The following is a 21,135-nucleotide window of genomic DNA, read 5'->3' as shown; positions in this document are numbered from 1 at the left end:
GCAGAACACACGGATGTGAACACAAGGTGAGCAAGTGATTCGCGAGCACAACAAGTCGGATTCACCCCTGGGGGTGACTTCGCACCGTCTTATCCAGATCACAGATCCACATATCGGCAGCAGGCCCGATTATCAATTATTGGGTCTGGATACCGGCCACACCCTCGATGAAGTTTTGACCTCTCTCCAAAGCAGGCAGCCCCATGCCCGGGCTCTGGTCGCCACTGGCGATATCAGCGCCAATGGTTCTGAGGCATCCTACTGCCGGTTCTTAGAAAAGACCCGCATACTTTCCATGCCCTGGTACTGGCTGCCCGGCAATCACGATGTGAGTGCCCGCATGAAAAAACTGGCCCCCAATCGCTGTATCGATTTGGTCTCCTTGGGGGATTGGCGCCTGCTGCTGTTGGATACCAGTGTGACAGGGCAGATTTGTGGTGGCTTGGACAGCGCGAAACTGGAGCGCCTTCAGTTGCTCCTTTGGGAGACTCGCGATCACCCGGTGATTATTATGATGCATCACCAGCCGGTCCCTGTGGGGAGTAAGTGGATTGATGGCCATATGCTGCGCGAAGGCTGTGAGACATTTTTGCAAATAGTTGATCAGGCCCCCCAGGTAAAAGCCTTGGTTTGGGGGCATGTACACCAGCAGTTTGACAGCAACCGAGGCCATCTCGGTCTGCATGCCACTCCCTCTACTTCGGTACAGTTTACTCCCGGCAGTGGCCCCTTCGCTGTCGACGAAGAGATGCCCGGCTACCGCTGGTTTGAACTGTATAGCGATGGCTCCTACGAAACCGGTGTGGAGCGGGTGGCTATCTCCAAGTATTGTGTCGATCTCGCCTCATCCGGTTATTGATTTAAGTCAAACCGCTGCGAATTCGCAGCGGTACTTTCACTAAAGCTCTCAAGTCTTCCTCCTTGCTATTGGCTCCCCAGTAAAGAATGCAATGTTTTCGGAATAGGCAGCAAACAGGTCACTGCCTATTGGTAACAACCATTCCTATTTTGCGCGACCTGAGCACAATGTATTTTCCCCTCTCTTTTTCAGCAAAAAAACCAAATAAAACCATTCTTAACCAATCCCCTGTGTTTTTCCCCTATCCTCCCCGTACAATGAGATTACCTGTATTGAGCGGTGCTTTTTGAATATGGGAAAAGCGTGGTGAAAGGTGAGCCAATAAAGTATTCAAGTGTGGTTTCTAGAATTGCCGAGGTTTGAAGCCTAACGGTGATAGATAATGTGATTGGAGCCTCTCGCCGAATAGATATTTTTCGGAAATTCAGGAGCTTGTAAATGCAACAATTATTTTCTATACCTCTCCTCGCAATTTTATTATTGATTACGGCTTGTAGTCAGCAGTCCACTTTACAGGATCGTAGTGATGGTCTGGAAGCACGCCCCAGCCAGCTCGATGAAGTCGCGGCAGCTTTCGCCTTGGATCTCAGTGGTGCTAAGGTTTATATCGCACCGGTTCAAATTGACTACACCAAGCGATTCTCCTCCCTACCCAGGCGCCAATATCGGGAAAAAGATTACGAGCTGGACCATAGGGATCTACAGCGTTTGAATACACTGTTGGCGCAGAGCTTTAGTAATAAGCTGCTAAAACCGCGCAATGCCCAGCAAGTGTCGGAGCAGGCGGAAGCCGACTACACCCTATCCCTGTCACTGCAAGATTTTTCCCTGGCTGCACCGCTAGATCCATCTCCCTGGACTTGGCGTGTCTATACAGAGCAGAGCGCCTACGCACAGCTGGTAGGTACTTTGTACGATCGTAACGGCAGCGCAGTAATGCATTTTCGCGATCGGCGGGATATTGGTGAGAATTTCGGTTCCTCTGGGCCGGGTGGACGGCTGGAACGTTTCACCAGTGTTACCTTTTGGTCAGATATGCGTGTGGATATTCGCCGGGCTTTTGCTAGCTTGAACAGATCGCTGCTGTAATCGGTCTCTGGAAGAGCAGGAACTGTGAGGAGGCCAGCCCCATTGCTGCCGTGGGGCGCTATAATCCCCGACTATGCAAACACAAAATCTCAACGGAAGGCCACTGCTGATCTATCTGCACGGCTTTCTTTCATCGCCTCAGTCCTTTAAATGCCAGCTGATGCGGGACCGGTTGGCTGCCAATCACCCACAGATCATTTTCTGTGCGCCACAAGTCTCCCCCTATCCAGGAAGTGCTCAGCAATCATTGCTGCGCCTATTGGATGGCTTCTTTGACTCAGACAACTGCGGCCCAATAGGGTTGGTTGGTAGCTCTATGGGGGGATTCTGGTGTACCTACCTAGGCGAGCGTTACCATTTGCCAGCGGTGTTGATCAATCCGGCCGTTCGCCCATCCCGCTTTATGCCGGCCTACGTCGGCCAGGTGTTACAACCCTACAGTGGTGAGTCGCAGGAGTATCGCCTAAGCGGTGCGGACGTTGATACCATGGCGCAATTGGAAGCAGAGATACCCAGTCCACTGCTGAGCCGCTATTGGCTTTTGGCACAGCGAGGCGATGAAACCCTCGATTACCGCGATGCAGAGTCTTTCTATCAAGGGCAGCGTCAAACTGTCGAGGAGGGGGGCGATCACAGCTTTCAGGGCTTCGCGCGTTACTGCGATCCCATTGTCGAATTTCTATTTAACCAGCAGTAATTTATAACCATTATGGCCAATTATTCCGCCGAAGATATTGAGGTACTCACAGGGCTGGACCCGGTGCGAAAGCGCCCGGGCATGTACACAGATACCACCCGCCCCAACCACCTCGCCCAGGAAGTGATTGACAACAGTGTCGACGAAGCGCTTGCCGGGCACGCGAAAAAAATTGAAGTGGTATTGCACAAAGACCAATCGCTCTCGGTTAGCGATAACGGTCGCGGTATGCCGGTGGATATTCACCCGGAACAGGGGCGCCCTGGTGTTGAAGTGATTCTTTCCACCCTGCACGCTGGTGGTAAGTTCTCCAACAAAAATTACCAGTTTTCCGGTGGTCTACACGGTGTGGGTGTTTCTGTAGTAAACGCTCTTTCCAAAGTGTTGGAAGTGACCATCCAGCGGGATGGTAAGGTGCACCGAATCGGTTTCAAAGATGGGGAAAAGGCCTCGGATCTTGAGGTTGTCGGTAATTGTGCAAAGCGCACCACAGGCACCAGTGTACGCTTTCTGCCCGACCCCAAGTATTTTGATTCCGCAAAATTCTCCGTGGTGCGACTGCGTCACCTACTGCGCGCCAAGGCGGTATTGTGCCCCGGCCTGACGGTCACTTTTATTAATGAGCAGGACGGTGAATCAGACGAGTGGTACTACGAGGACGGTCTCAAAGACTACCTCGCCGCTGCCAATCAAGGCTGGGAAATCTTGCCGGTCGAGCCCTTTGTGGGTAGCTTTGCCGCTTCTACCGAAGCGGCAGACTGGGCAGTGCAATGGCTGCCGGAGGGCGGTGAGATTACCGCCGAATCCTACGTTAACCTGATCCCCACCGCCCAGGGCGGTACCCACGTGAATGGGCTGCGCGCGGGCCTTCTGGATGCCATGCGTGAGTACTGCGAGATCCGCAATTTATTACCCCGTGGTATTAAGTTGGGCCCTGAGGATATCTGGGGGCAATGCTCTTACGTACTCTCCGCCAAACTGGCAGACCCGCAGTTCTCCGGGCAGACAAAAGAACGCCTCTCCTCCCGTGAGGCCACCGCGTTTATTTCTGGCGTGGCCAAGGATGCGTTCAGCCTGTGGCTGAACCAACATACGGAAGAGGGTGATAAGCTTGCCGAGTTGTGCATTGGTAATGCACAAAAACGAATGCGCTCAGCAAAAAAAGTCGCGCGTAAGAAAGTCACTCAGGGGCCCGCGCTGCCGGGCAAGTTGGCGGACTGTTCCAGTGCCGATACCTCCCGCTCCGAACTCTTTCTGGTGGAGGGGGACTCCGCTGGTGGTTCCGCCAAGCAAGCGCGGGATCGCGAGTTCCAGGCCATCATGCCGCTGCGCGGTAAAATCCTGAATACTTGGGAAGTGGACTCCGCAGAGATTCTCGCCAGCCAGGAAGTGCACGATATTGCAGTGGCGCTGGGTGTTGATCCAGGCAGTGACAATCTGGAAGGGCTGCGCTACAACAAAATCTGTATCCTCGCCGATGCCGACTCCGATGGCCTACACATCGCCACACTACTCTGCGCTCTGTTCTTACGTCACTTCCGTCCGCTGGTAACTAACGGTCATGTCTATGTCGCCATGCCGCCACTGTTCCGCATAGACATCGGTAAAGATGTTTACTATGCGCTGGATGAATCAGAGAAGCAGGGTATCCTCGATCGTATAAGCGCAGAAAAGAAAAAGGGCAAAATACAGGTGACTCGCTTTAAAGGTCTGGGTGAAATGAACCCCATGCAGTTGCGTGAAACCACCATGGACCCCAATACCCGTCGCCTGGTGCAACTGTATATTGATGCCGGCGATGACAGCAATCAGCTTTTGGATATGCTCTTGGCTAAAAAGCGTGCCGGGGATCGCAAGCAGTGGCTGGAAAGCAAAGGGAATCTGGCTGAAGTGGGTTAAGCCCTAATTAATCGCTGATCTATTTTTCTTAGGTTGCCTTAGTTTACTAGGGCAACAATTTAAAGCGCTATGGAAGGTATTTTGTGAAATTAAGCCATTTATTTATCTTTTTTATTTTTTTCGTTTCTCCTTTAGCCGGGTTGGCAAAAGATATTCAGTCTTTACTTAATCTGGAGATAGATAGTTTTATAGCAGAACTAAAAGGCGAAGATAACTTAGCCTTATCCAAAGCTGCTAATCGTATAACAGGATCTGGATTAAGTGATGAACGTTTATTTGATGTGGCTGAACAGGTTCTCCTAGAAAAACACCAGGCGAATATGACAGTTGCTCAACGCGATGAGCAAGTGATTAGTGAAATCGTCAATTTATTACGTACACTTTCATCATCTGGAAATACAAAATATTCACCCACTATCAATAAGATAATGCGTGAAAGTGGTAATCGTGCGATTAGAAATCGAGCGAAGCATGTGCTGACCAAGTTTAGTTTTTATCAAAAGCGCAATGCATTGATGCAAAATATGGAAGGCCATGTAGCTACTAATAGCTTGCATACTACACGCTTACTAAATTTGCTCAATAGTAACGATATGATCATGCAGCGGTTTGCCGCTGAGGAAGTTGTCCGCGATGGAGCTGCTGAAACCGTAATTCAGGAGTGGTTTTACAAGGCAGTAGAAAAGGATGTTAGGCAGCCTGTAGACAAACTACATATCGATACACTTGCCTGGTACTGCAAAGCTCTAGGTACGGTTAATAAAAGTGAGTACAAGGAATTCCTGAGTTCTATCGCTGATGATAGAAATGTACACAGAAAAATTAGAAGACACGTGAAGAAAATTCTCGGCTAGGTAGCTGCAACTGAGCGAGATGCCTTTGTCATTTCGCTCACAACTCATCTTTCATTCTCCTCTCTTGTTTTTTCTGCCGGCATAGAAATATGTTTAACAAATATGCCGCGATTTTTTTAGGATGATATATTTCACCTCTTCCTTCTCACTTTATCCTTGGTGGATACTTTTACTTACTAATTTGAACTCTCTGAAATTTAATGGCAGAGGGACTATTTTTGCTTTTATTTAAAGGTTATGTCGTTGGCTGGTTGTATATAGGGTGCTCAGGCGTATAAGTAATTGTTTCTGATTGGTGAGACCTGTTAGATGACAACAATATTAGAGTTTTGGATGCGTTAACCATCTTCTTGTTTTCTTAAAGGTCGCCAGTCTTCCAGACGCCTATAAAGAGGAGATAAACGTTCTAAGTTAGGCGATTATATACTTTTGGTCGTAGAGCGTTATCTGTTGGTATACCTGTAAAAGCTAAGAGTTGATTCTAAAGTTATTTAAATTACCGTCTTATTCGATGGGGTAGAGTCGGATTATGGTGTGGGATACATTAAGTGCTGTGGGCGAGCTTGTTGGAGCCTTCGCAGTTGTCGCGTCCTTAGTCTATCTTGCTGCTTTAATAAGAGTTCAGAATAAAGAATCCAAAATTGCTTCTATGCATGAGATATCTATTGCTCATCGAGAAGCTGTGGCGGCAATTTGTGAAGGTCCGATGGCAGATGTTTTTGCGAAGGCGATGAAGGATTTTGATTCGTTATCTAGTGCTGACACTTTGAGAATCATTGGTTTTGTATATCGTTTTTTTAAAATTTGGGAGGAGGCCTATTTTCAATATAAGGCAAACAGGCTGGATTTTACTATCTGGGACTCAATGACTCGTCAATATACTGCATATTTATCGATGATTCCCTTTAAGAGGATATGGGAGTTGCGATCTGAATATGTAGCTCCTGAATTCCGTGATTATGTAAATTCTAGAAAGCCAGTAGATTTAGTTTTACCCAATGCAGTCAGTAAAAAGTGATTCCCTTGTCCGCTGTGGAGATACAGGAGTTTCATTCCGATGGTTGCAGTATCTTTCCTGATGGCACTCTTGAACAGAGTGAATTATGGCTTGATTGCTGCTATGCCCATGATCATGCCTATTGGAAGGGGGGAAGCAATTCGCAGCGGCAAGAGGCTGATCGTGACCTAGAAGTTTGTGTTGCCAAAACTGGGGAGAGGGAAGTTGCGTTGTTGATGCTGGTAGGGGTTAGAGTTGACGGGACGCTATTCTTGCCAACCTCATTCCGTTGGGGCTATGGTTGGCCCTATTTGCGGGGTTATAAAGCCTTAACAGAAGAAGAGCTGGATGCTATTGAACAGCTGCAAGGATCTTTACCTGGGTCGTTTTAGATAGTCTAATAATATTTTTATTCAATATATAAGATTAACTCTATGGTTTTTGCTCTCTCAAGGATACTGGGAGCTAATGGTGATATGATCAATAATCAGAAGGTTTCTTAAAAGGGATTTATAGCGTGGCTTATTTTCGTGGTGTTTTATGGTTCTGCATTACCCTGAATATACTGGTCTTTGCTTATCTGGCCTTCCTCTTGGGCTGGAATGTTGGGCTTCTTGAAGTTTTACTGGGAATCATTCTTGCTAATTTTCCTTTGCCTTTTATGGTTCGCTGGTGTGAGCGTATGGCCAAGGATTTAAAGGGGTACTGGATCAACTTTATTCCCTATATAAGCCCCGTATTGGTAGGGTTTGGTGGCTCAGCGGTCTATATTAATGCAGCGCTAAAAGGTGAAAAGGTATTTTGGCTTTATTTAACTGTGCCTATGGCACAGGCAACGGCTTTTTGGGTACTCCTGGCACTGGTCTTTTGTATTTACCCGTTCATTAATACTGAAAGGCAAGAAGTGGTAGAACCTGAGTATAGTAGCAGCGCTGAAAGCCCCGCAGACATTTTGAAAAAAGAGCAGGAAAGGACGGATGAAATTGCTTAGTGTTTGTAAGCATTACTGTATATAGGTTCATATCTTTTATTGTTTATTAGTCTTCTGCTGGTTCCCTTTTCAGTAGCTGTCCATACTCTTTGGAGAAGTGGTTTTTTAGCCATTGCATCAGGCTACGTACGCGAACTAATTGATGGCGCAGCGGGGGGCAAACCATAGAGAGCTGGGTGGACTCTGACCATCCAGGCAAAATTTCCTGTAATTTACCTTTTTCGATATCTGCTTGGACGTAGATGTCTGCCAGGCGAGTTACACCAAGTCCTGCCAGTGCTGCAAGGTGCATCGCCCGGCCGCTGATCAGTTTGATACCCTGTTCCACCTCAATCTTATGCCTGGTCTTACCACGCGTTAGCACCCACTGGTCAACACTGCCGTAAATTAGGGGTACTTTCGAGAGGTCCATGGGCTTTAGAATTGGGCCACGCATTTTGATAAAATCCGGACTCGCAACATAGCGGGTTTTGATACTGTGCAGTTTGCGTACTACGAGGGTGGAATCTGGCAGCTGCCCCATACGTATTACTAAATCGTAACGATCCTCAATGAGATCGACACGCACACTGGAAAAATCCAGCTGTATTTGTATTTCGGGATAAGTTTTCTGGAACTTAATGACTAGGGGGGCAATGATCTCCTCGCCGATAATCCCACCCACCGCATTGATACGAATTTTCCCCTTTATTTCCTCTTTGGCATGTGTTGCCCACTCTGCGGCACTATCTAGTTGCTGTATTGCCTGCTTGCATCGCTGGTAATAGCCTTCACCGACCTCAGTAAGCCGCAGCTTACGGGTGGTACGGTGTAACAGTTGAACACCCAGGGTGGACTCTAATTCGGAGACTTGTTGGCTGAGTGTAGCTTTGGAGAAACCTGTATGATCCGCAGCAGCAGTAAAACTGCCCCGCTCAGCCACAGCAATAAAGGCGCGTATGGCTCGCCAAGAGATATTGTTCATTAATTCCAAACAATGATTTCACATTAGTTGAGTTAATAGACCTAATTCTAAATTCTATACTGCCGATACAAAAGGGTTATCCCGTAGTCTTTAATCATTGATTGCAGAAGAGAGAGTCAGTATGTCTAAGCCATTGATTGTAATAACAGGTGCCAGCTCTGGAATTGGAGCATCAATAGCTCAGCATATGTCGGATGCCGGGCATCCGTTGTTGCTATTGGCGCGTCGTTTGGAAAAATTAGAAGCGATGAATTTACCGAACACCCTCTGCAGACAGGTCGATGTCACCGATCCTGCTGCGTTATCTGCAGCAATTCAGGAGGCTGAGACTCTTTATGGGCCTGTAGATTGTTTGGTGAACAATGCCGGTAAGATGTTGTTGGGGAACATAGAGACCCAGAGTGCTGAAGAGTGGCGGGAGATGTTTGATGTCAACGTGCTCGCCTTGATGAACTCCATGCAGGCTGTTTTGGCCGATATGAAGTCTCGTGGTCGCGGTACTATCCTCAACATCAGCTCGATTGCCGGCGTGAAGACATTTATCAATCATGCTGCCTATTGCGGAACCAAGTACGCAGTGTCGGCGATTAGCGAAACCGTGCGTGAAGAGGTTGCCGCAAGCGGAGTACGTATTATGGCCCTATGCCCAGGAGCTGTGGAGACAGAGCTACTGAGTCATACCACTTCTGAAGAGATTATCAAAGCTTACGAAGAGTGGAAGGCCTCCATAGGTGGCGCCATTAATGCAGAGGACATCGCTCGTACGGCGTTGTTTATGTACAGCCAGCCCCAGAATGTGAATATCCGCGAAGTGCAAATAGCCGCTACAGGCCAGGATCGATAGATGAGTTAGATCGGGAAAGAGGGTGAACAATCTAGCTATTGGTCGGCCTCCTTCCTGAAAATTGTTTGGATACTGGAGAAATCCAGTTCTTCATTGCCCTTCAGACTGTGTAAGCCAAATAGATTTCTGGCTAGTGAGCCGAGCGGTGTGTAGCTTTTGCTATTGTCGGCGGCTTGCTGAGCAAGCCCCAGATCCTTACACATCAACCCCACTTTAAAGCCTCCACGATACTGATTGCTAGCGGGCACACTATCCATAACACCGGGATAAGGATTATAAGTTTGTAGGGACCAGTTGGCGCCCGAGCTTTTCGCCATGATTTCAGTTAGCACTTTGGGATCAAGGCCGTTATCCACCCCCAATTGGAGTGCCTCGGCGGTGCCAATCATATGAATAGCCAGCAACATATTGTTGCAGATCTTTGCCGTTTGCCCAGCTCCGGCAGGGCCTGCAAAAAAAACATTGGCCCCCATATGCTGTAGAACTGTTTTGGCTCGCTCTACATCCTCGTGCTCACCGCCACACATAAAGCTGAGAGTTGCGGCAGCTGCCCCTTTGACTCCGCCAGAAACAGGAGCCTCTATTGCATGAAGGCCTTTATTTCGTGCGGCGTTAAGTAGGCGTTTTGAGCTGCTTGCTGAAATTGTGGAGCAATCAATAATTAAGGATCTCTCTTCGATAGCTTCCAGCAGATGATCTTTTTCAATATAAAGGCTCTCTACCGCAGCACTGCTGGGTAACATACTAATAACAAAATCTGCTCCCTTCACCGCTTCTGTTGCTGATGAACATTTTTCAACTCCCTGTTCTACAGATTTCTGAAGCAACTCCTCTACTGGATCGAAACCTCTTACACGGAATCCAGCTTTGATTAAGTTAAAAGCCATTGGGGCACCCATATGCCCCAGACCAAGGAAGGCTGTGATTTTATTCATGGCAGTATCCAAAAAATTAAATTTTATTGGTATGTGCAGTTACTTTAACTGTATCGTCATATTTGCCTGTTCGGCATGTTCAATATCTGAATCGAACCAGCGGGCTGTGATGGTTTTTGTTTCGGTATAAAAACGCACGGCCTGCTTACCATAAGCGTGGAGATCCCCATAAAATGAACTGCGCCAGCCAGTAAAGCTAAAGAAAGGTAATGGAACCGGGATAGGCACATTGATTCCTACCTGGCCCACAAGAATTTCATGCTGATATTTACGTGCGGCTGCACCGCTGGCAGTGAATATGGAGGTCCCATTGCCGTAAGGGCAGTCATTCACCAGTTTTATTGCATCATCTAAGTGATCTACATTCACCAGACATAACACTGGCCCAAAAATTTCATCAGTGTAAATTGACATCTCGGTAGTAACATTGGCAAATAATGTAGGGCCAACCCAGTTACCATGGGGATATCCATCCACTGTAATTTTTGAACCATCCAGAAGGCAATCCGCCCCTTCTTTTTTGCCCGTCTCGATATAACCCAGCACACGTTCCTTTGCAGCAGGTGAAATTAAGGGGCCGTAGTCGGATTGTGGATTCTTCCAATGCCCGGGTATTATCTTTGCCATCGCATCCTGTATATCAGGAATCCAACTTTGCGCTTCACCCACTAATACCACAACCGAAATAGCCATGCATCGCTGACCGGCAGCCCCTACAGAAGAGCCGATGATATTGTTAATAGTGGCATTTTTATTTGCATCCGGCATCACTACCATGTGGTTTTTTGCCCCGGCAAAGGCCTGTACTCTTTTTAAATATTGAGTGCCTGTTTGATAGATATGGCGCCCAACTGGCACGGAACCGACAAAAGATATAGCTTTAATATCTGGGTCTTTTAGTAAGAAATCTACCTGCTCGCGATCACCATGGATAACTTGTAGAACCCCTTTGGGTGCTCCTGCCTGCTCAAATAATTCAGCCAGTTTGCAAGGTGTAATGGGGTCCTGTTCAGAAGGTTTAAGAATAAAGGTATTGCCACAGGCAATCGCTAGCGGAAACATCCATAACGGTATCATTGCGGGAAAGTTGAATGGCGTAATACCGGCGCAGACGCCAATGGGTTGAATATAGGAATAGCAATCTATAGCACTGGCAACGTTTTCAACGGTTTCCCCCATTAGCAGGGTAGCAATATTTGCGGCATGCTCAACCACCTCAATGCCTCGCCAAACATCCCCCTTGGCGTCTTCAAATGTTTTACCGGTTTCCTCTGCGAGAATCTCGGCCAGGGCCTCTTGGTGCTCTTTCAGGAGAGCTTGGTACTTGAGCATAATACGTGCTCGAGTAGGGACTGGGGTGTTCCGCCAAGAAATGAATGCCTGCTTGGCGGCGGCGATTGCCTGGAGTTGCTCGGCCTCAGTGGTATAGGGGGCTTGGGTTAAAACCTCACCTGTGGCGGGGTTTGTCACATCCAGCCACTCCTTGGTAGTAGACTGCACCCAGTCGCCATCAATGAATAGAGGAAGGCGTGAAGGGATGGATTTATTCATATTATTTGCCTTACCAGTAACCGGTGGGAAATTGCCAAACAGTTTAGGCGTTGCCTGAGTGAAAAAAGAGGTGTTTTACGCCGCTTCTTGAGAGGAAGAATATCGGCCTTGTTTTATGGTGTATTTCGGGGTGAATATCGATAAGGGTTTTATCTGATGAGCTTCTAGCTTTTGTTTGCAATATTGAATTTTTGTGCGCACCTTCTCAACCTGAAAAATAGCCTGTTTGTTTTTAAGCTTTGTCCGTAATCATGCTGTTAGTATGCCCTCTCTGTAGGTTTGTAGTGATTTTGTGAGGTTTTCTATTCATTTATTTTAAGAAAGAGGGTAGACGGTGTCTTATAGAAACATATTTCAGGTATTCGTTTTATTTCTTTTTGGATCTTTCAGTTCCTTACTATCGGCAACCACTTTGGAGGATCTCCGGGCCCATACACCTACGTCAGATAAAACCTGGGCAGAACAATGGTTTTACAATATTGCGGTGCCGGATGTTGGCTATTTCAAAGTAAGCTTGCAGACATATATTGCACCAGACTTTGAGGTTCCAAAACCTAAAGCTTATATACACCTGGCTTTCTCTCCGATAAACGGGTCAACTGTTAAGTATGATATATTCCATGATGAGGTTATTTTGGTGGATCCTAATAATCCGGATAAGTTTTATTACGAAGTTCCTGGGTTAATAGTTGCTGATGAAAATCATATAGATATTAATTATGATTATTTCGACTTCACTATGCGTTGGAATGGAGATCACCATTACTATTGGCATAGTAATAATCCTGGTCGGTCACCATTGGGAATTCTAAAGGAAATTATCAACTTTGGTCCTGAATGGTTTGTTTATACTATGGGTACACCAATCCAATATAGTTTCTCTAATGGAAATGTTGCATTAATGGGCCTGGGATTTGCACAGCTTGATAAAGGTTGGTTTGATAAAGAGTCGAGCTCTGGCATCGTTTACACAATGGGCTTGTCTGAAGAGTTATATTTTATGTTTACAGGAGGAAAGGTTAATGATACTAATATCGAAATGTGGATAGGTCGTTATATTAGTAGTGATTACGATCTAATTTTTTATCCTGCATTTAATGGCCTGTCTGTTAAACGGGAATCTAATGCTTGCGAGGGATATGCCAATGTTGAGTTTAATAAAATTAACTATAAGTTAGTCGTTGAGGCGAAGGCTGACCCTGATAGTTTCTATTCTCAAGACTTCCCCTCTGATGTAATTTTTGGTAGAGGCCAAGTATATATGAAATCTATGCAGGCTAACGTAACCTTCTCTCTCTATAAAAAAGGGAGCCTAGTTGAAAAGATTACAATACCTCAGGGGCTTCTAGAGTTTAGCGGCCCATTAGCTTGTGAAGATTTCTTCAACTGAAATGTGATATTTTTCAAGGAATAGCTAATCGTCTTTTTTAGCAAGGCCGAACTAGTGAGTTTCGCCTTGCTACTTCCTATACTAGGCCAGCAGGTTTAATGGTATTGAATAGTGATATTACTTGCCTTGGGAAGCCAATCCTGTAGAGCGCTATGCTCAATTTCCCCAATAACCGCCATACTCGGGTGATTTCTATCTTTCAGGAGCACTATTTTGATATGGTCCTGATGCAGGTTTTGAAAGTGATCATAGGGTGAAATCGGGTCAGTATTGGAAGCAAATAAAAGCACGGGCACAGGAGTGTTGGTTAGTAAAGGTTCAATTTGTGTTTCCAGTAGGCTTATATTGGCTTCCTCTAGCGCCATTGACGCTCCTATTTTTATTTCTTTTTCAGAGAATGCTCTACTAAGTAGGGGAAAATTCTCTTGGGCATAATTATAAACAGCCTGGTCAAATTCCAACATGGGAGCTTGTAATATTAGGCCGCTGATATCTTGTCGAGATTGAGTGATTCTCGCCGCAGTAAGGCTCCCCATGGAATTTCCAAGAAGATAAATGTTTTTACTTTCTATCAGGTCTTTATGGATAAGCTCGTCAATTAGCCTGTTAATCACTTCGCTATCACCAACGCCATATTCCTTACGGCCTTCAGATTCACCATGGCCAAGTAGGTCTGGAATAACTACCTGAAATCCAAGGAGGCGAAAATATAATGCTGAGTGAAGCATGAATTCTTTTGAAATTCTGAATCCATGTAAAAGAATGATGGTCCCAGAATAATGTTTGTTTAGGGCTTCTTTATTTATAGATAGATTAACTTGGCTGGTTTGATCGCCAGAGTCAGTTTCTATGGAGTATTTAATTTTACCTTTTTCAAGGGGGTCAGCAAAGAAATAGCTAATGCATAAGTTTCTTAGCTTGTCACAGTAATTATTTTTATGGAATCCCCATGATTTTATCTGCTCATTTGAAACTATATGATCGTAAGGGAAGCTTTTTGAACTTGCAATATAATCTCTAATGTTCACTGCGCAAGATGATATAAGTAAACAAATTGATATGGTCAGAAGCAGTTTTATTGATTGCATTTTAATAGGCATAAATTGTCATTAAAATCTAGTGTTAATCAAAAAAATAAAGTGCCATGAATTACGGTTGTATCAGTAGCGGCGCACTACATGTGGTTAGGCTAAATGGATTCAATTTTTGGCAATTGCTCATTTCTCTAAAATTTATGTAAGCAAAGTTTCACTTTTTCTTTGATTGCTTTAGGAGAGTTTAAAGCTTTTACAGCTGGCGTTGTGCCTGATCGGCTATGCCTGTAGTTAAATAGATCTATGAATATGCTGACCGGATGGTCACATTTGGGTGAAGTTGATAAGGTAAGGGGAGATTGTGAACTCGCAAAAGGAAATTGTTCGGCTTTGAGAGGATGGCGGCAGCCAAATAACCTTTGCTAACCGCCATGAATATTAAGAGTGTATTTAATTTAGGTTAATTCCGGCCTCCCTGGAGGCCGTATCAAAGCCGTTGGCTTGTCGGCCAGCCTGCAAATCGAGTGTATAAGTTAATAGGGTGTAGTCTTTCGGATCGGCTTTACAAATAAATCCCATCGAACGGGCAAATGTCTGCACGCGTTTATTGTCGGCGGACTCAATGGAATAAATTCGCTGTAAGCCCTGTTCTTTTGCGCAGTCGATCAGGCGCTTTAACATTAATCGACCTAGCCCCAATCCCTGCCAATCATCGCGGACCACAACTGCGCACTCGCAGGCTAGCCCGTCTGAATCTACGGCGTAATGTGCGGTAGCAACGGCCCTTTGCGCATGGTCGCTGGTGCAGAGTGCAATAAAGGCCTCATGAACTTGATGGTCGTTATCGGTGAGTAGCTCAATCAGCTTTTGGCTGGCTTTACAGCTGCCGCCGATAAAGCGGTCTCGCCGGGTTTCTGGAGATAAGTCTTCTATCAGTTCTTTCTCCAGTTGGCTATCACTGCGGCAGATGGGGCGTATTGATACCCTGCGCCCATTACCGAGAGTAATTAGTTCTATCTGGTGCTCATTACTGACATTGCTATTTTCTGACATGGCTGTGAGTATCCCGGCAGCACCTGGCTGCATCATCTTTGGTTCGCAACGGGGGTTGGATATCACAAAGATAGACGCTCAAGTTGCGAACGTGGAACTATGTTACGCTCGCTTGGGCTGGGTCCCCAACAACCCCTTTGTCTATGCCTATGAAGAGCAGTTTTAGCCGAGAGAACTATACAGTCAGTTTCATTATGGTATAGTGCTGCAGCTGATTTTTCTCAGCTGCGTCATTTGTAGGCCGGTGATCTACCGGTATCCCCCCGTGAACTTTTCTAAATTCTTCCCGGAACCCTCTACTGAATGCCGCGCGCCGGCTGGCCGGTGAATTGACGGCTGTGTGCATCGAGCCTCACTTGCTCTGGATGCCAACTCCGATTTTTCTATTTGCTCCTTCGTGGTGCGAATGTGTTTGATTGCGCCCAGGGCGCAGTTTGAGGTTATTTATGTTGTTTGAAGATCTGGGCCTTGCCCAGGAGATTGCCCGTGCCGTTGCAGAGCAGGGCTATACTGAGCCCACGCCAATCCAGGCCCAGGCCATTCCGGCGGTAATGAAGGGCAGTGATATTATGGCTGCAGCCCAGACGGGCACGGGTAAGACCGCCGGTTTTACATTGCCGCTGTTGCACCGCTTAAGCCAGGGAGAGCGTGCCAGAAAAGGGCAGGTGCGCGCATTGGTACTCACCCCAACCCGCGAGCTGGCCGCACAGGTGTTTGATAATGTGCAGAGCTATAGCCAGTACCTGCCAATGCGTCATGCGGTAGTTTTTGGTGGCGTGAAGATCAATCCCCAGATTTCCCGACTGCGAGGCGGTGCCGATATTCTAGTAGCGACCCCTGGTCGTCTATTGGACCTGCACAATCAAGGGGCAATCCGCTTTGATCGCTTGGAAGCCTTGGTCTTGGATGAAGCAGACCGCATGTTGGATATGGGCTTTATCCATGACATTAAGAGAGTGCTGAAGATCTTACCGGCCAAGCGTCAGAATCTACTCTTCTCGGCAACCTTTTCTCCTGAGATTCGCCAGCTCGCCAAAGGTCTGGTAAAGGACCCGCTGGAGATTGATGTTAGCCCGCGAAACTCCACTACCAAAACAGTACGACAGAAGCTCCACCCTGTGGATAAGGCTCGAAAAACAAAACTGTTAAGTCACCTGATTCGAGAGAATGGCTGGCATCAGGCACTGGTATTTAGCCGTACCAAACATGGGGCCAATCGGCTGGTGAAACAGCTGGAAGGAGATGGCATCCTGGCAGCGGCTATTCACGGTAATAAGAGCCAAAATGCCAGAACCCGGGCTCTGGCAGATTTTAAAGCCGGTAAGGTGCAGATCCTCGTTGCGACAGACATTGCTGCACGGGGTATTGATATCGATCAATTACCCCAGGTGGTAAATTTCGACTTGCCCAATGTTCCTGAAGATTATGTTCACCGTATCGGTCGCACAGGACGTGCGGGCGCCCAGGGGCAAGCCGTGTCCCTTGTTAGTGCCGATGAAATTAAGCAGCTTCGCGATATCGAGCGCTTAATTGGCAAGCCAATTCCCCGCGAGGAAATCGAGGACTTTGAGCCAGATCATCAGTTGCCAGCCTCTGGCAACCCCAAGCGTGGCGGCCAGCAAAAACCTGGCGCCAGTAAACGCCCTGTAGGTTCCCGAAATAATGAGGGCGGACGAGATGCTCGTGGCAATAGCGATGAGCGCCGTGGTAATCGCGGAAGTGGTCGCGGTAAATCAGAAGGACGTGGAACCGGTGGTCGCAATAGCAATGCCACCGCAGGTAAAGGAAGCAATGGAAATCGCTCCGGCGGTTCTGGCAGGGCTCGCAGCGCTGAATCGGGTCGCAGTGATGGCCAAAAACCACAGAGAGCTCCGAGACGCCGCCCCAGTAGAGGGCGTTCGGAAAGCGCTTAGCATTTTGAGTTGTTGGTAAAAAAAGCGGCCTAGGCCGCTTTTTTTCGCCTTTATTTTCTTTCACTGTCTGTTTACTTTTATCGTTTTATTCAGCAGCGATGCTTGAGAAAAATTTATCTTTTTTTTGTGAGTGAAGTTGTTATTTTTATTCTTATATAATTATTGTGATTTGTATTATCCATACTAATAACTGGAACCAGTGTCTGCTTATTTTGGGCTAATTTGGATATATCAATTCCATAATTGATCACATTTGCTCTCAGAAATTTGTGTTAAGTTAAATTTGCTTATTTAAGAAAATTTACATAAGGAGATGTTGTGCAACTGAAGTTACTCTCAAAATTTTTCATCCTTCCTTCAGCTGTGTTACTACTGGCCAGTAATGCAAGTGGTGAGACTCAATTCCAGCCTGCCGAAATTTACTCAATAGGTTCCAGAGCTGAAGCTGTTACCGTAGCTGACTTGAATAATGATGGTCTAGATGATGTGGCTATTATTACCTCACAGGCTTTTGATCCAGACAATGACTTCCAATTAAAAGTCTTTCTTCAGAATCAGGCTGGACAGTTACAAGACGCAGTAAATTACCCTCTGTCCAGTGAGGCAGAGAGCTTACCGAAGTCGCTCGCAGTGGGTGATATCAATAGTGATGGTCGGAAGGATGTTGCTATTGGGTTTGCAGGTGAAAAAATTGAAATTTTTTTACAAGCTGAAGATGGAAGTTTGATAGCCGGAGAAACTTACCCTTCCAGCTATGCTACCAATATTGCTATTGGAGACCTAAAGGGAGATGGAGTCAATGAGATTGTTGGAGTCAGTAAAACCAGCGATGGTGTTGAGAGTATTCGCCAGGCACCCCAGCCCTTTGGTCAGGTAAGAAGTCTGAGTTTTGTGATGGGCCATGAATCCGCTTTACTGACTCTGGGGGATGTCAACAGGGATTATATCGATGATATTGTGATGCTCAGTGAGCAACCGCTGAGTACAAAGTTGGCGGTAATGGAGTCTAATCCGTTTAGCAGCCAAATTGCCTATTATGATTTTGGTAGTAAGGTTCAGGCTAATGGTATTTCGACAGGAGATATCAATGGCGATGGGTTCAATGATGTGGTTGTTTCTCTTGGGGATAGCGCCACAGGAGCCGGTTTGGCAGTTTTTTTTCAGGATAGTGAACGTAAGTTGCAAATCCCTGTTTTTTTCTCCACACAAAATAATCCTGGACCAATTTTAACTACATTATTGCAAGATAAAGAATCCGCTAGGGTATTAATGCTGCCCAAGGAGGGATTTTCTCTGACCACTTATGGAGATTTTATCCAGGATTTGGAGGCTTCTAAATACGAGATAAATATTCCTGTTGGTAACTATTCCAATCCACAAAGTATAGCTACGGGAGATATAAATAGTGATGGGGCCGTTGATATTGTTATCGCTAATCCTCAACAGGGACTAATAACTCTAAAGGGGAGTTTGGCAGTATTAAATCAGCCGCCTCAAGCCATTGCTGGAGGTGATCAATCTGTTGGTGGAGGCTCCCTGGTTGTGCTCGACGGTAGCCAGTCTTCAGATCCTGATGGAAATATTGTTGCATATCATTGGAAGCAACTTTCTGGAGCGCCTGTAAGCTTGATGGACTCGGGGGATGGGGTGGTGAACTTTATTGCTCCAGCTGAGCAAAAAGGCATAGTGCAAGAGTTGGTTTTTGAGCTTGAGGTTGAGGACGATCATGGTATTGTCAGTACCGATCAAAGCACAGTACGTGTGGGAACTAACTTGGCACCGGTTATTGTGGTTGAGAATATCGGAACGATAAAAGCTGGGCAAAGTGTCAGGCTGGACGCCAGTGAATCCTTTGATATGGATGGGGAAATTGTAAGTGCCCGCTGGGCTCAGTTGAGTGGTGATCCTGTTGAGTTAATGCAACTTGAACGTGGGGTTGCTACTTTTACCGTTCCTGTCTTTGGTGGGCCATTAGGGTTACTGAAAGGTTATGTATTTGAGGTTGAAGTAGAAGATAATGGTGGGCAGAAATCAAAAAGAACAATCGCTTTTATAGCGGAGGGTTTGAAGGCTCCCATAGTTGTGCCTGGGGAGCCTCAAGAGGTCAAGCCTGGGAAGTTAGTTCAATTGGATGGTCGAGAATCCTATGACTCAGACGGTAAAATCGTAAGTTACAATTGGAGCGCGTCAGGCTTGGAGATAAATAATAATCCAGACGGAACCGCCAGCTTTATTGCTCCTGAGATTGCTGCTGATACACAGAGAGTGATAATGGTAACTCTTAGTGTGAAAGATGATGATGGTTATACCGGGGTGGGGTTTTTAGCGATCCGAATAGTTGGTAATTCTAGCCCTAAGGCGCAAATCGTTACCCCACTAAATGTAAAACAAAATAGTCTTGTCACCCTGGATGGATCTAATTCCATAGATGAAGATGGAACTATAATTAGTTACCAATGGCAGCAAGTTGGTGGGCCAGAGGTTTCACTAGAAAATGCTAGTGCAGCGATAACAACATTTATTGCTCCTAACAAAAGTGATGAGGAATATACTTCTTTAGCATTTCAGTTGACGGTCACGGATGACCAGGGAGATATTAATAGAAGTATAATTATGCTTCTGGTTGAATAAAATTTAAGAACAATTGTTGTTGTGGGCCTCGAAAGAGGCCCTTTTTATTTTATTGTTTTTTATAGTTTGCCATATAATCCAAAGTTAACAGGGTCAGCGCTTCAGTACCCTTACGCAAAGCATCTTCATCCACATAGAAAAGCGGTGAGTGATTGCTTGGGGCTTGGCTGGCATCCTGATCTCTTGGAGTTACCCCCAGGAAATAGAATAAGCCTGGGATTTCATTAGCGTAGTAGGAGAAATCCTCTGCTCCAGTAATTTTCGGGATTTCGATTACGTTCTTTTCGCCAACAACAGACCTCAAAATAGGCAGGGCCATTTCTGTCAGCTCTGCATTATTTATTGTTACCGGATAGCCCTCCAGAATCTCCACATCCGCGCTTGCCCCGGAGCTTTCAGCAATTAACTTAGCAGTGGTTTTTAAGCGTTTGAAAATTTCTGCACGGTTATCCATATCAAAATTACGGATGGTGCCGTTCAGATAGACACTGTCGGGAATGATATTGTTGCGGACACCACCGTCAATACGTCCGAAGGAAACGACTGCGGGCTCTTTAGTGATATCGATCTGGCGGCTGACAATGGCTTGAGTGCCCATTACGACTTGTGCGGCGGCGACAATAGGGTCCACTCCACTCCAGGGGCGTGAACCATGGGTTTGGCGGCCGTTGATAGTAATACGGAACTCATCGGCAGCGGCCATAAGCGGGCCCGAGCGATAGCCGATGACGCCGGTGGGTAGCGAGGAAGTGACATGCTGGCCAAAGGCCACGTCTGGCTTGTACTTCTTGAAGATGCCCTCTTTGAGCATTAGCTCCGCGCCACCTTCTTCATTGTCCGGTGCGCCTTCTTCTGCGGGCTGGAATATAAACAAGACGTTACCAGCCAGCTCATCGCGAAGGCCCGCCAGGACCTCGGCAGCGCCCATCAGCATGGCCACATGGGTATCGTGGCCACAGGCATGCATCACGCCAACATCTTTACCCTGGTAAGTGGTTCTCGCTTTGGAAGCGAAGGGGACATCAGTTCTCTCGGTGACTGGCAAAGCGTCCATGTCCGCGCGTAAGGCAACGGTTGGCCCGGGTTTGCCGCCTCTCAAAAAGCCTACAAGGCCCGTATGAGCAATGCCGGTTTCAACTTCAAGGCCCAGTGCACGTAAGTGTTTTTCAATATATTTGGCTGTTTCAAATTCGCGATTGCCCAGTTCTGGGTTTTGGTGCAGGTGGCGACGCCACTCGATCACTTTGGACTCAGTATTTTCCAGCAATTGCTGAGGCTTGGGGTCGTTTGCAGAAGCATGGGTAGCTAGCAGCGATGCACCGATTGCGATAGGCAGGAGCAGTTTTTTCACAGCACAATTCCTTCATTCTCATTATCGTCGGCCGATTCTAACCCAGATTTTGCGTAACAGGCTCGCTCGCGCTGGCCCGCCTT

18 protein-coding genes are annotated in these 21,135 nt (G+C 46.6%); 12 read left to right on the top strand and 6 right to left on the bottom strand.

Going from position 1 to position 21,135, the window contains the following annotated elements; translation table 11 throughout:
* Positions 1-34 precede the first annotated feature (34 nt).
* From ACJJIJ_RS15935 to ACJJIJ_RS15900, 8 genes are all read left to right on the top strand, one after another.
* Entirely contained in the window at positions 35-859 is an 825-nt protein-coding gene (locus ACJJIJ_RS15935; protein WP_252083544.1) for a phosphodiesterase, read from the top strand.
* Between the two features lie 438 nt (positions 860-1,297).
* On the top strand, positions 1,298-1,948 hold the full coding sequence (locus ACJJIJ_RS15930) for a hypothetical protein (protein WP_444889227.1): 651 nt from the start codon (positions 1,298-1,300) through the stop codon (positions 1,946-1,948).
* Positions 1,949-2,021: 73 nt separating this feature from the next.
* Positions 2,022-2,645 (top strand): YqiA/YcfP family alpha/beta fold hydrolase, encoded by a 624-nt coding sequence (locus ACJJIJ_RS15925; RefSeq protein ID WP_252083542.1) that lies wholly within the window; start codon positions 2,022-2,024, stop codon positions 2,643-2,645.
* A gap of 12 nt (positions 2,646-2,657) precedes the next feature.
* Positions 2,658-4,544, top strand: coding sequence for a DNA topoisomerase IV subunit B (parE, locus tag ACJJIJ_RS15920; protein ID WP_286036993.1), 1,887 nt, complete (start codon positions 2,658-2,660; stop codon positions 4,542-4,544).
* Between the two features lie 83 nt (positions 4,545-4,627).
* Positions 4,628-5,398, top strand: coding sequence for a hypothetical protein (locus tag ACJJIJ_RS15915; RefSeq protein WP_252083528.1), 771 nt, complete (start codon positions 4,628-4,630; stop codon positions 5,396-5,398).
* 529 nt (positions 5,399-5,927) lie between these two features.
* Positions 5,928-6,416: a hypothetical protein gene (locus ACJJIJ_RS15910; RefSeq protein ID WP_252083527.1), complete on the top strand. Its 489-nt coding sequence runs from the start codon at positions 5,928-5,930 to the stop codon at positions 6,414-6,416.
* Positions 6,413-6,787, top strand: a complete 375-nt coding sequence (locus tag ACJJIJ_RS15905; RefSeq protein WP_444910661.1) for an FAD-binding oxidoreductase — start codon at positions 6,413-6,415, stop codon at positions 6,785-6,787. The genes ACJJIJ_RS15910 and ACJJIJ_RS15905 overlap by 4 nt, the downstream gene beginning before the upstream one ends.
* Before the next feature lie 290 nt (positions 6,788-7,077).
* Positions 7,078-7,386, top strand: a complete 309-nt coding sequence (locus tag ACJJIJ_RS15900; RefSeq protein WP_252083525.1) for a hypothetical protein — start codon at positions 7,078-7,080, stop codon at positions 7,384-7,386.
* A 46-nt stretch (positions 7,387-7,432) separates the two neighbouring features.
* On the opposite strand, the gene ACJJIJ_RS15895 is transcribed toward ACJJIJ_RS15900, so the two are convergent.
* Positions 7,433-8,350 (bottom strand): LysR family transcriptional regulator, encoded by a 918-nt coding sequence (locus ACJJIJ_RS15895; RefSeq protein ID WP_444889231.1) that lies wholly within the window; start codon positions 8,348-8,350, stop codon positions 7,433-7,435.
* Between the two features lie 121 nt (positions 8,351-8,471).
* Here ACJJIJ_RS15895 and ACJJIJ_RS15890 point away from each other — a divergent pair, with 121 nt between their 5' ends.
* The gene (locus ACJJIJ_RS15890; protein WP_252083523.1) at positions 8,472-9,194 is read left to right on the top strand and encodes an SDR family oxidoreductase; all 723 of its coding nucleotides are present in this window, start codon (positions 8,472-8,474) and stop codon (positions 9,192-9,194) included.
* Between the two features lie 35 nt (positions 9,195-9,229).
* On the opposite strand, the gene mmsB is transcribed toward ACJJIJ_RS15890, so the two are convergent.
* Both mmsB and ACJJIJ_RS15880 read right to left on the bottom strand, forming a co-directional pair.
* Positions 9,230-10,129 (bottom strand): 3-hydroxyisobutyrate dehydrogenase, encoded by a 900-nt coding sequence (gene mmsB, locus ACJJIJ_RS15885; RefSeq protein ID WP_252083522.1) that lies wholly within the window; start codon positions 10,127-10,129, stop codon positions 9,230-9,232.
* A 39-nt stretch (positions 10,130-10,168) separates the two neighbouring features.
* Positions 10,169-11,680, bottom strand: coding sequence for a CoA-acylating methylmalonate-semialdehyde dehydrogenase (locus ACJJIJ_RS15880; RefSeq protein ID WP_252083521.1), 1,512 nt, complete (start codon positions 11,678-11,680; stop codon positions 10,169-10,171).
* Positions 11,681-12,014: 334 nt separating this feature from the next.
* Here ACJJIJ_RS15880 and ACJJIJ_RS15875 point away from each other — a divergent pair, with 334 nt between their 5' ends.
* Positions 12,015-13,070 carry a hypothetical protein gene (locus ACJJIJ_RS15875; protein WP_444937878.1) on the top strand — a complete coding sequence of 352 codons (1,056 nt, stop codon included), beginning with the start codon at positions 12,015-12,017 and terminating at the stop codon, positions 13,068-13,070.
* Between the two features lie 95 nt (positions 13,071-13,165).
* On the opposite strand, the gene ACJJIJ_RS15870 is transcribed toward ACJJIJ_RS15875, so the two are convergent.
* Both ACJJIJ_RS15870 and ACJJIJ_RS15865 read right to left on the bottom strand, forming a co-directional pair.
* Entirely contained in the window at positions 13,166-14,170 is a 1,005-nt protein-coding gene (locus ACJJIJ_RS15870; RefSeq protein ID WP_444889235.1) for an alpha/beta hydrolase, read from the bottom strand.
* Between the two features lie 384 nt (positions 14,171-14,554).
* Complete coding sequence (locus ACJJIJ_RS15865) at positions 14,555-15,157, bottom strand: GNAT family N-acetyltransferase (RefSeq protein WP_444889236.1); 603 nt, start codon at positions 15,155-15,157, stop codon at positions 14,555-14,557.
* A 446-nt stretch (positions 15,158-15,603) separates the two neighbouring features.
* Between ACJJIJ_RS15865 and ACJJIJ_RS15860 the strand changes: the two genes are divergently transcribed.
* Positions 15,604-17,070 (top strand): DEAD/DEAH box helicase, encoded by a 1,467-nt coding sequence (locus ACJJIJ_RS15860; protein WP_252083517.1) that lies wholly within the window; start codon positions 15,604-15,606, stop codon positions 17,068-17,070.
* A gap of 318 nt (positions 17,071-17,388) precedes the next feature.
* Complete coding sequence (locus ACJJIJ_RS15855) at positions 17,389-19,701, top strand: FG-GAP repeat domain-containing protein (RefSeq protein ID WP_444937877.1); 2,313 nt, start codon at positions 17,389-17,391, stop codon at positions 19,699-19,701.
* 49 nt (positions 19,702-19,750) lie between these two features.
* Here the strand turns inward: ACJJIJ_RS15855 and ACJJIJ_RS15850 are convergent, their stop codons facing one another.
* Positions 19,751-21,052 (bottom strand): amidohydrolase, encoded by a 1,302-nt coding sequence (locus ACJJIJ_RS15850; protein WP_252083515.1) that lies wholly within the window; start codon positions 21,050-21,052, stop codon positions 19,751-19,753.
* Positions 21,053-21,135: the final 83 nt, after the last annotated feature.

The organism is Microbulbifer mixtoriginis (SeqCode) (genome assembly GCF_052467945.1).
Note: the sequence above shows the minus strand (reverse complement) of the source record. Positions and strands in the feature narration are given on the sequence as shown.

What these genes read in the sequence shown, in the direction of transcription:
- ACJJIJ_RS15890 (WP_252083523.1), top strand. Translation starts at nt 8,472, where the DNA reads ATGTCTAAGCCATTGATTGTAATAACAGGTGCCAGCTCTGGAATTGGA.
- ACJJIJ_RS15895 (WP_444889231.1), bottom strand. Translation starts at nt 8,350, where the DNA reads ATGAACAATATCTCTTGGCGAGCCATACGCGCCTTTATTGCTGTGGCT.
- ACJJIJ_RS15870 (WP_444889235.1), bottom strand. Translation starts at nt 14,170, where the DNA reads ATGCCTATTAAAATGCAATCAATAAAACTGCTTCTGACCATATCAATT.
- mmsB (WP_252083522.1), bottom strand. Translation starts at nt 10,129, where the DNA reads ATGAATAAAATCACAGCCTTCCTTGGTCTGGGGCATATGGGTGCCCCA.
- ACJJIJ_RS15865 (WP_444889236.1), bottom strand. Translation starts at nt 15,157, where the DNA reads ATGTCAGAAAATAGCAATGTCAGTAATGAGCACCAGATAGAACTAATT.
- ACJJIJ_RS15880 (WP_252083521.1), bottom strand. Translation starts at nt 11,680, where the DNA reads ATGAATAAATCCATCCCTTCACGCCTTCCTCTATTCATTGATGGCGAC.
- ACJJIJ_RS15860 (WP_252083517.1), top strand. Translation starts at nt 15,604, where the DNA reads ATGTTGTTTGAAGATCTGGGCCTTGCCCAGGAGATTGCCCGTGCCGTT.
- ACJJIJ_RS15930 (WP_444889227.1), top strand. Translation starts at nt 1,298, where the DNA reads ATGCAACAATTATTTTCTATACCTCTCCTCGCAATTTTATTATTGATT.
- parE (WP_286036993.1), top strand. Translation starts at nt 2,658, where the DNA reads ATGGCCAATTATTCCGCCGAAGATATTGAGGTACTCACAGGGCTGGAC.
- ACJJIJ_RS15910 (WP_252083527.1), top strand. Translation starts at nt 5,928, where the DNA reads ATGGTGTGGGATACATTAAGTGCTGTGGGCGAGCTTGTTGGAGCCTTC.
- ACJJIJ_RS15900 (WP_252083525.1), top strand. Translation starts at nt 7,078, where the DNA reads ATGGCCAAGGATTTAAAGGGGTACTGGATCAACTTTATTCCCTATATA.
- ACJJIJ_RS15925 (WP_252083542.1), top strand. Translation starts at nt 2,022, where the DNA reads ATGCAAACACAAAATCTCAACGGAAGGCCACTGCTGATCTATCTGCAC.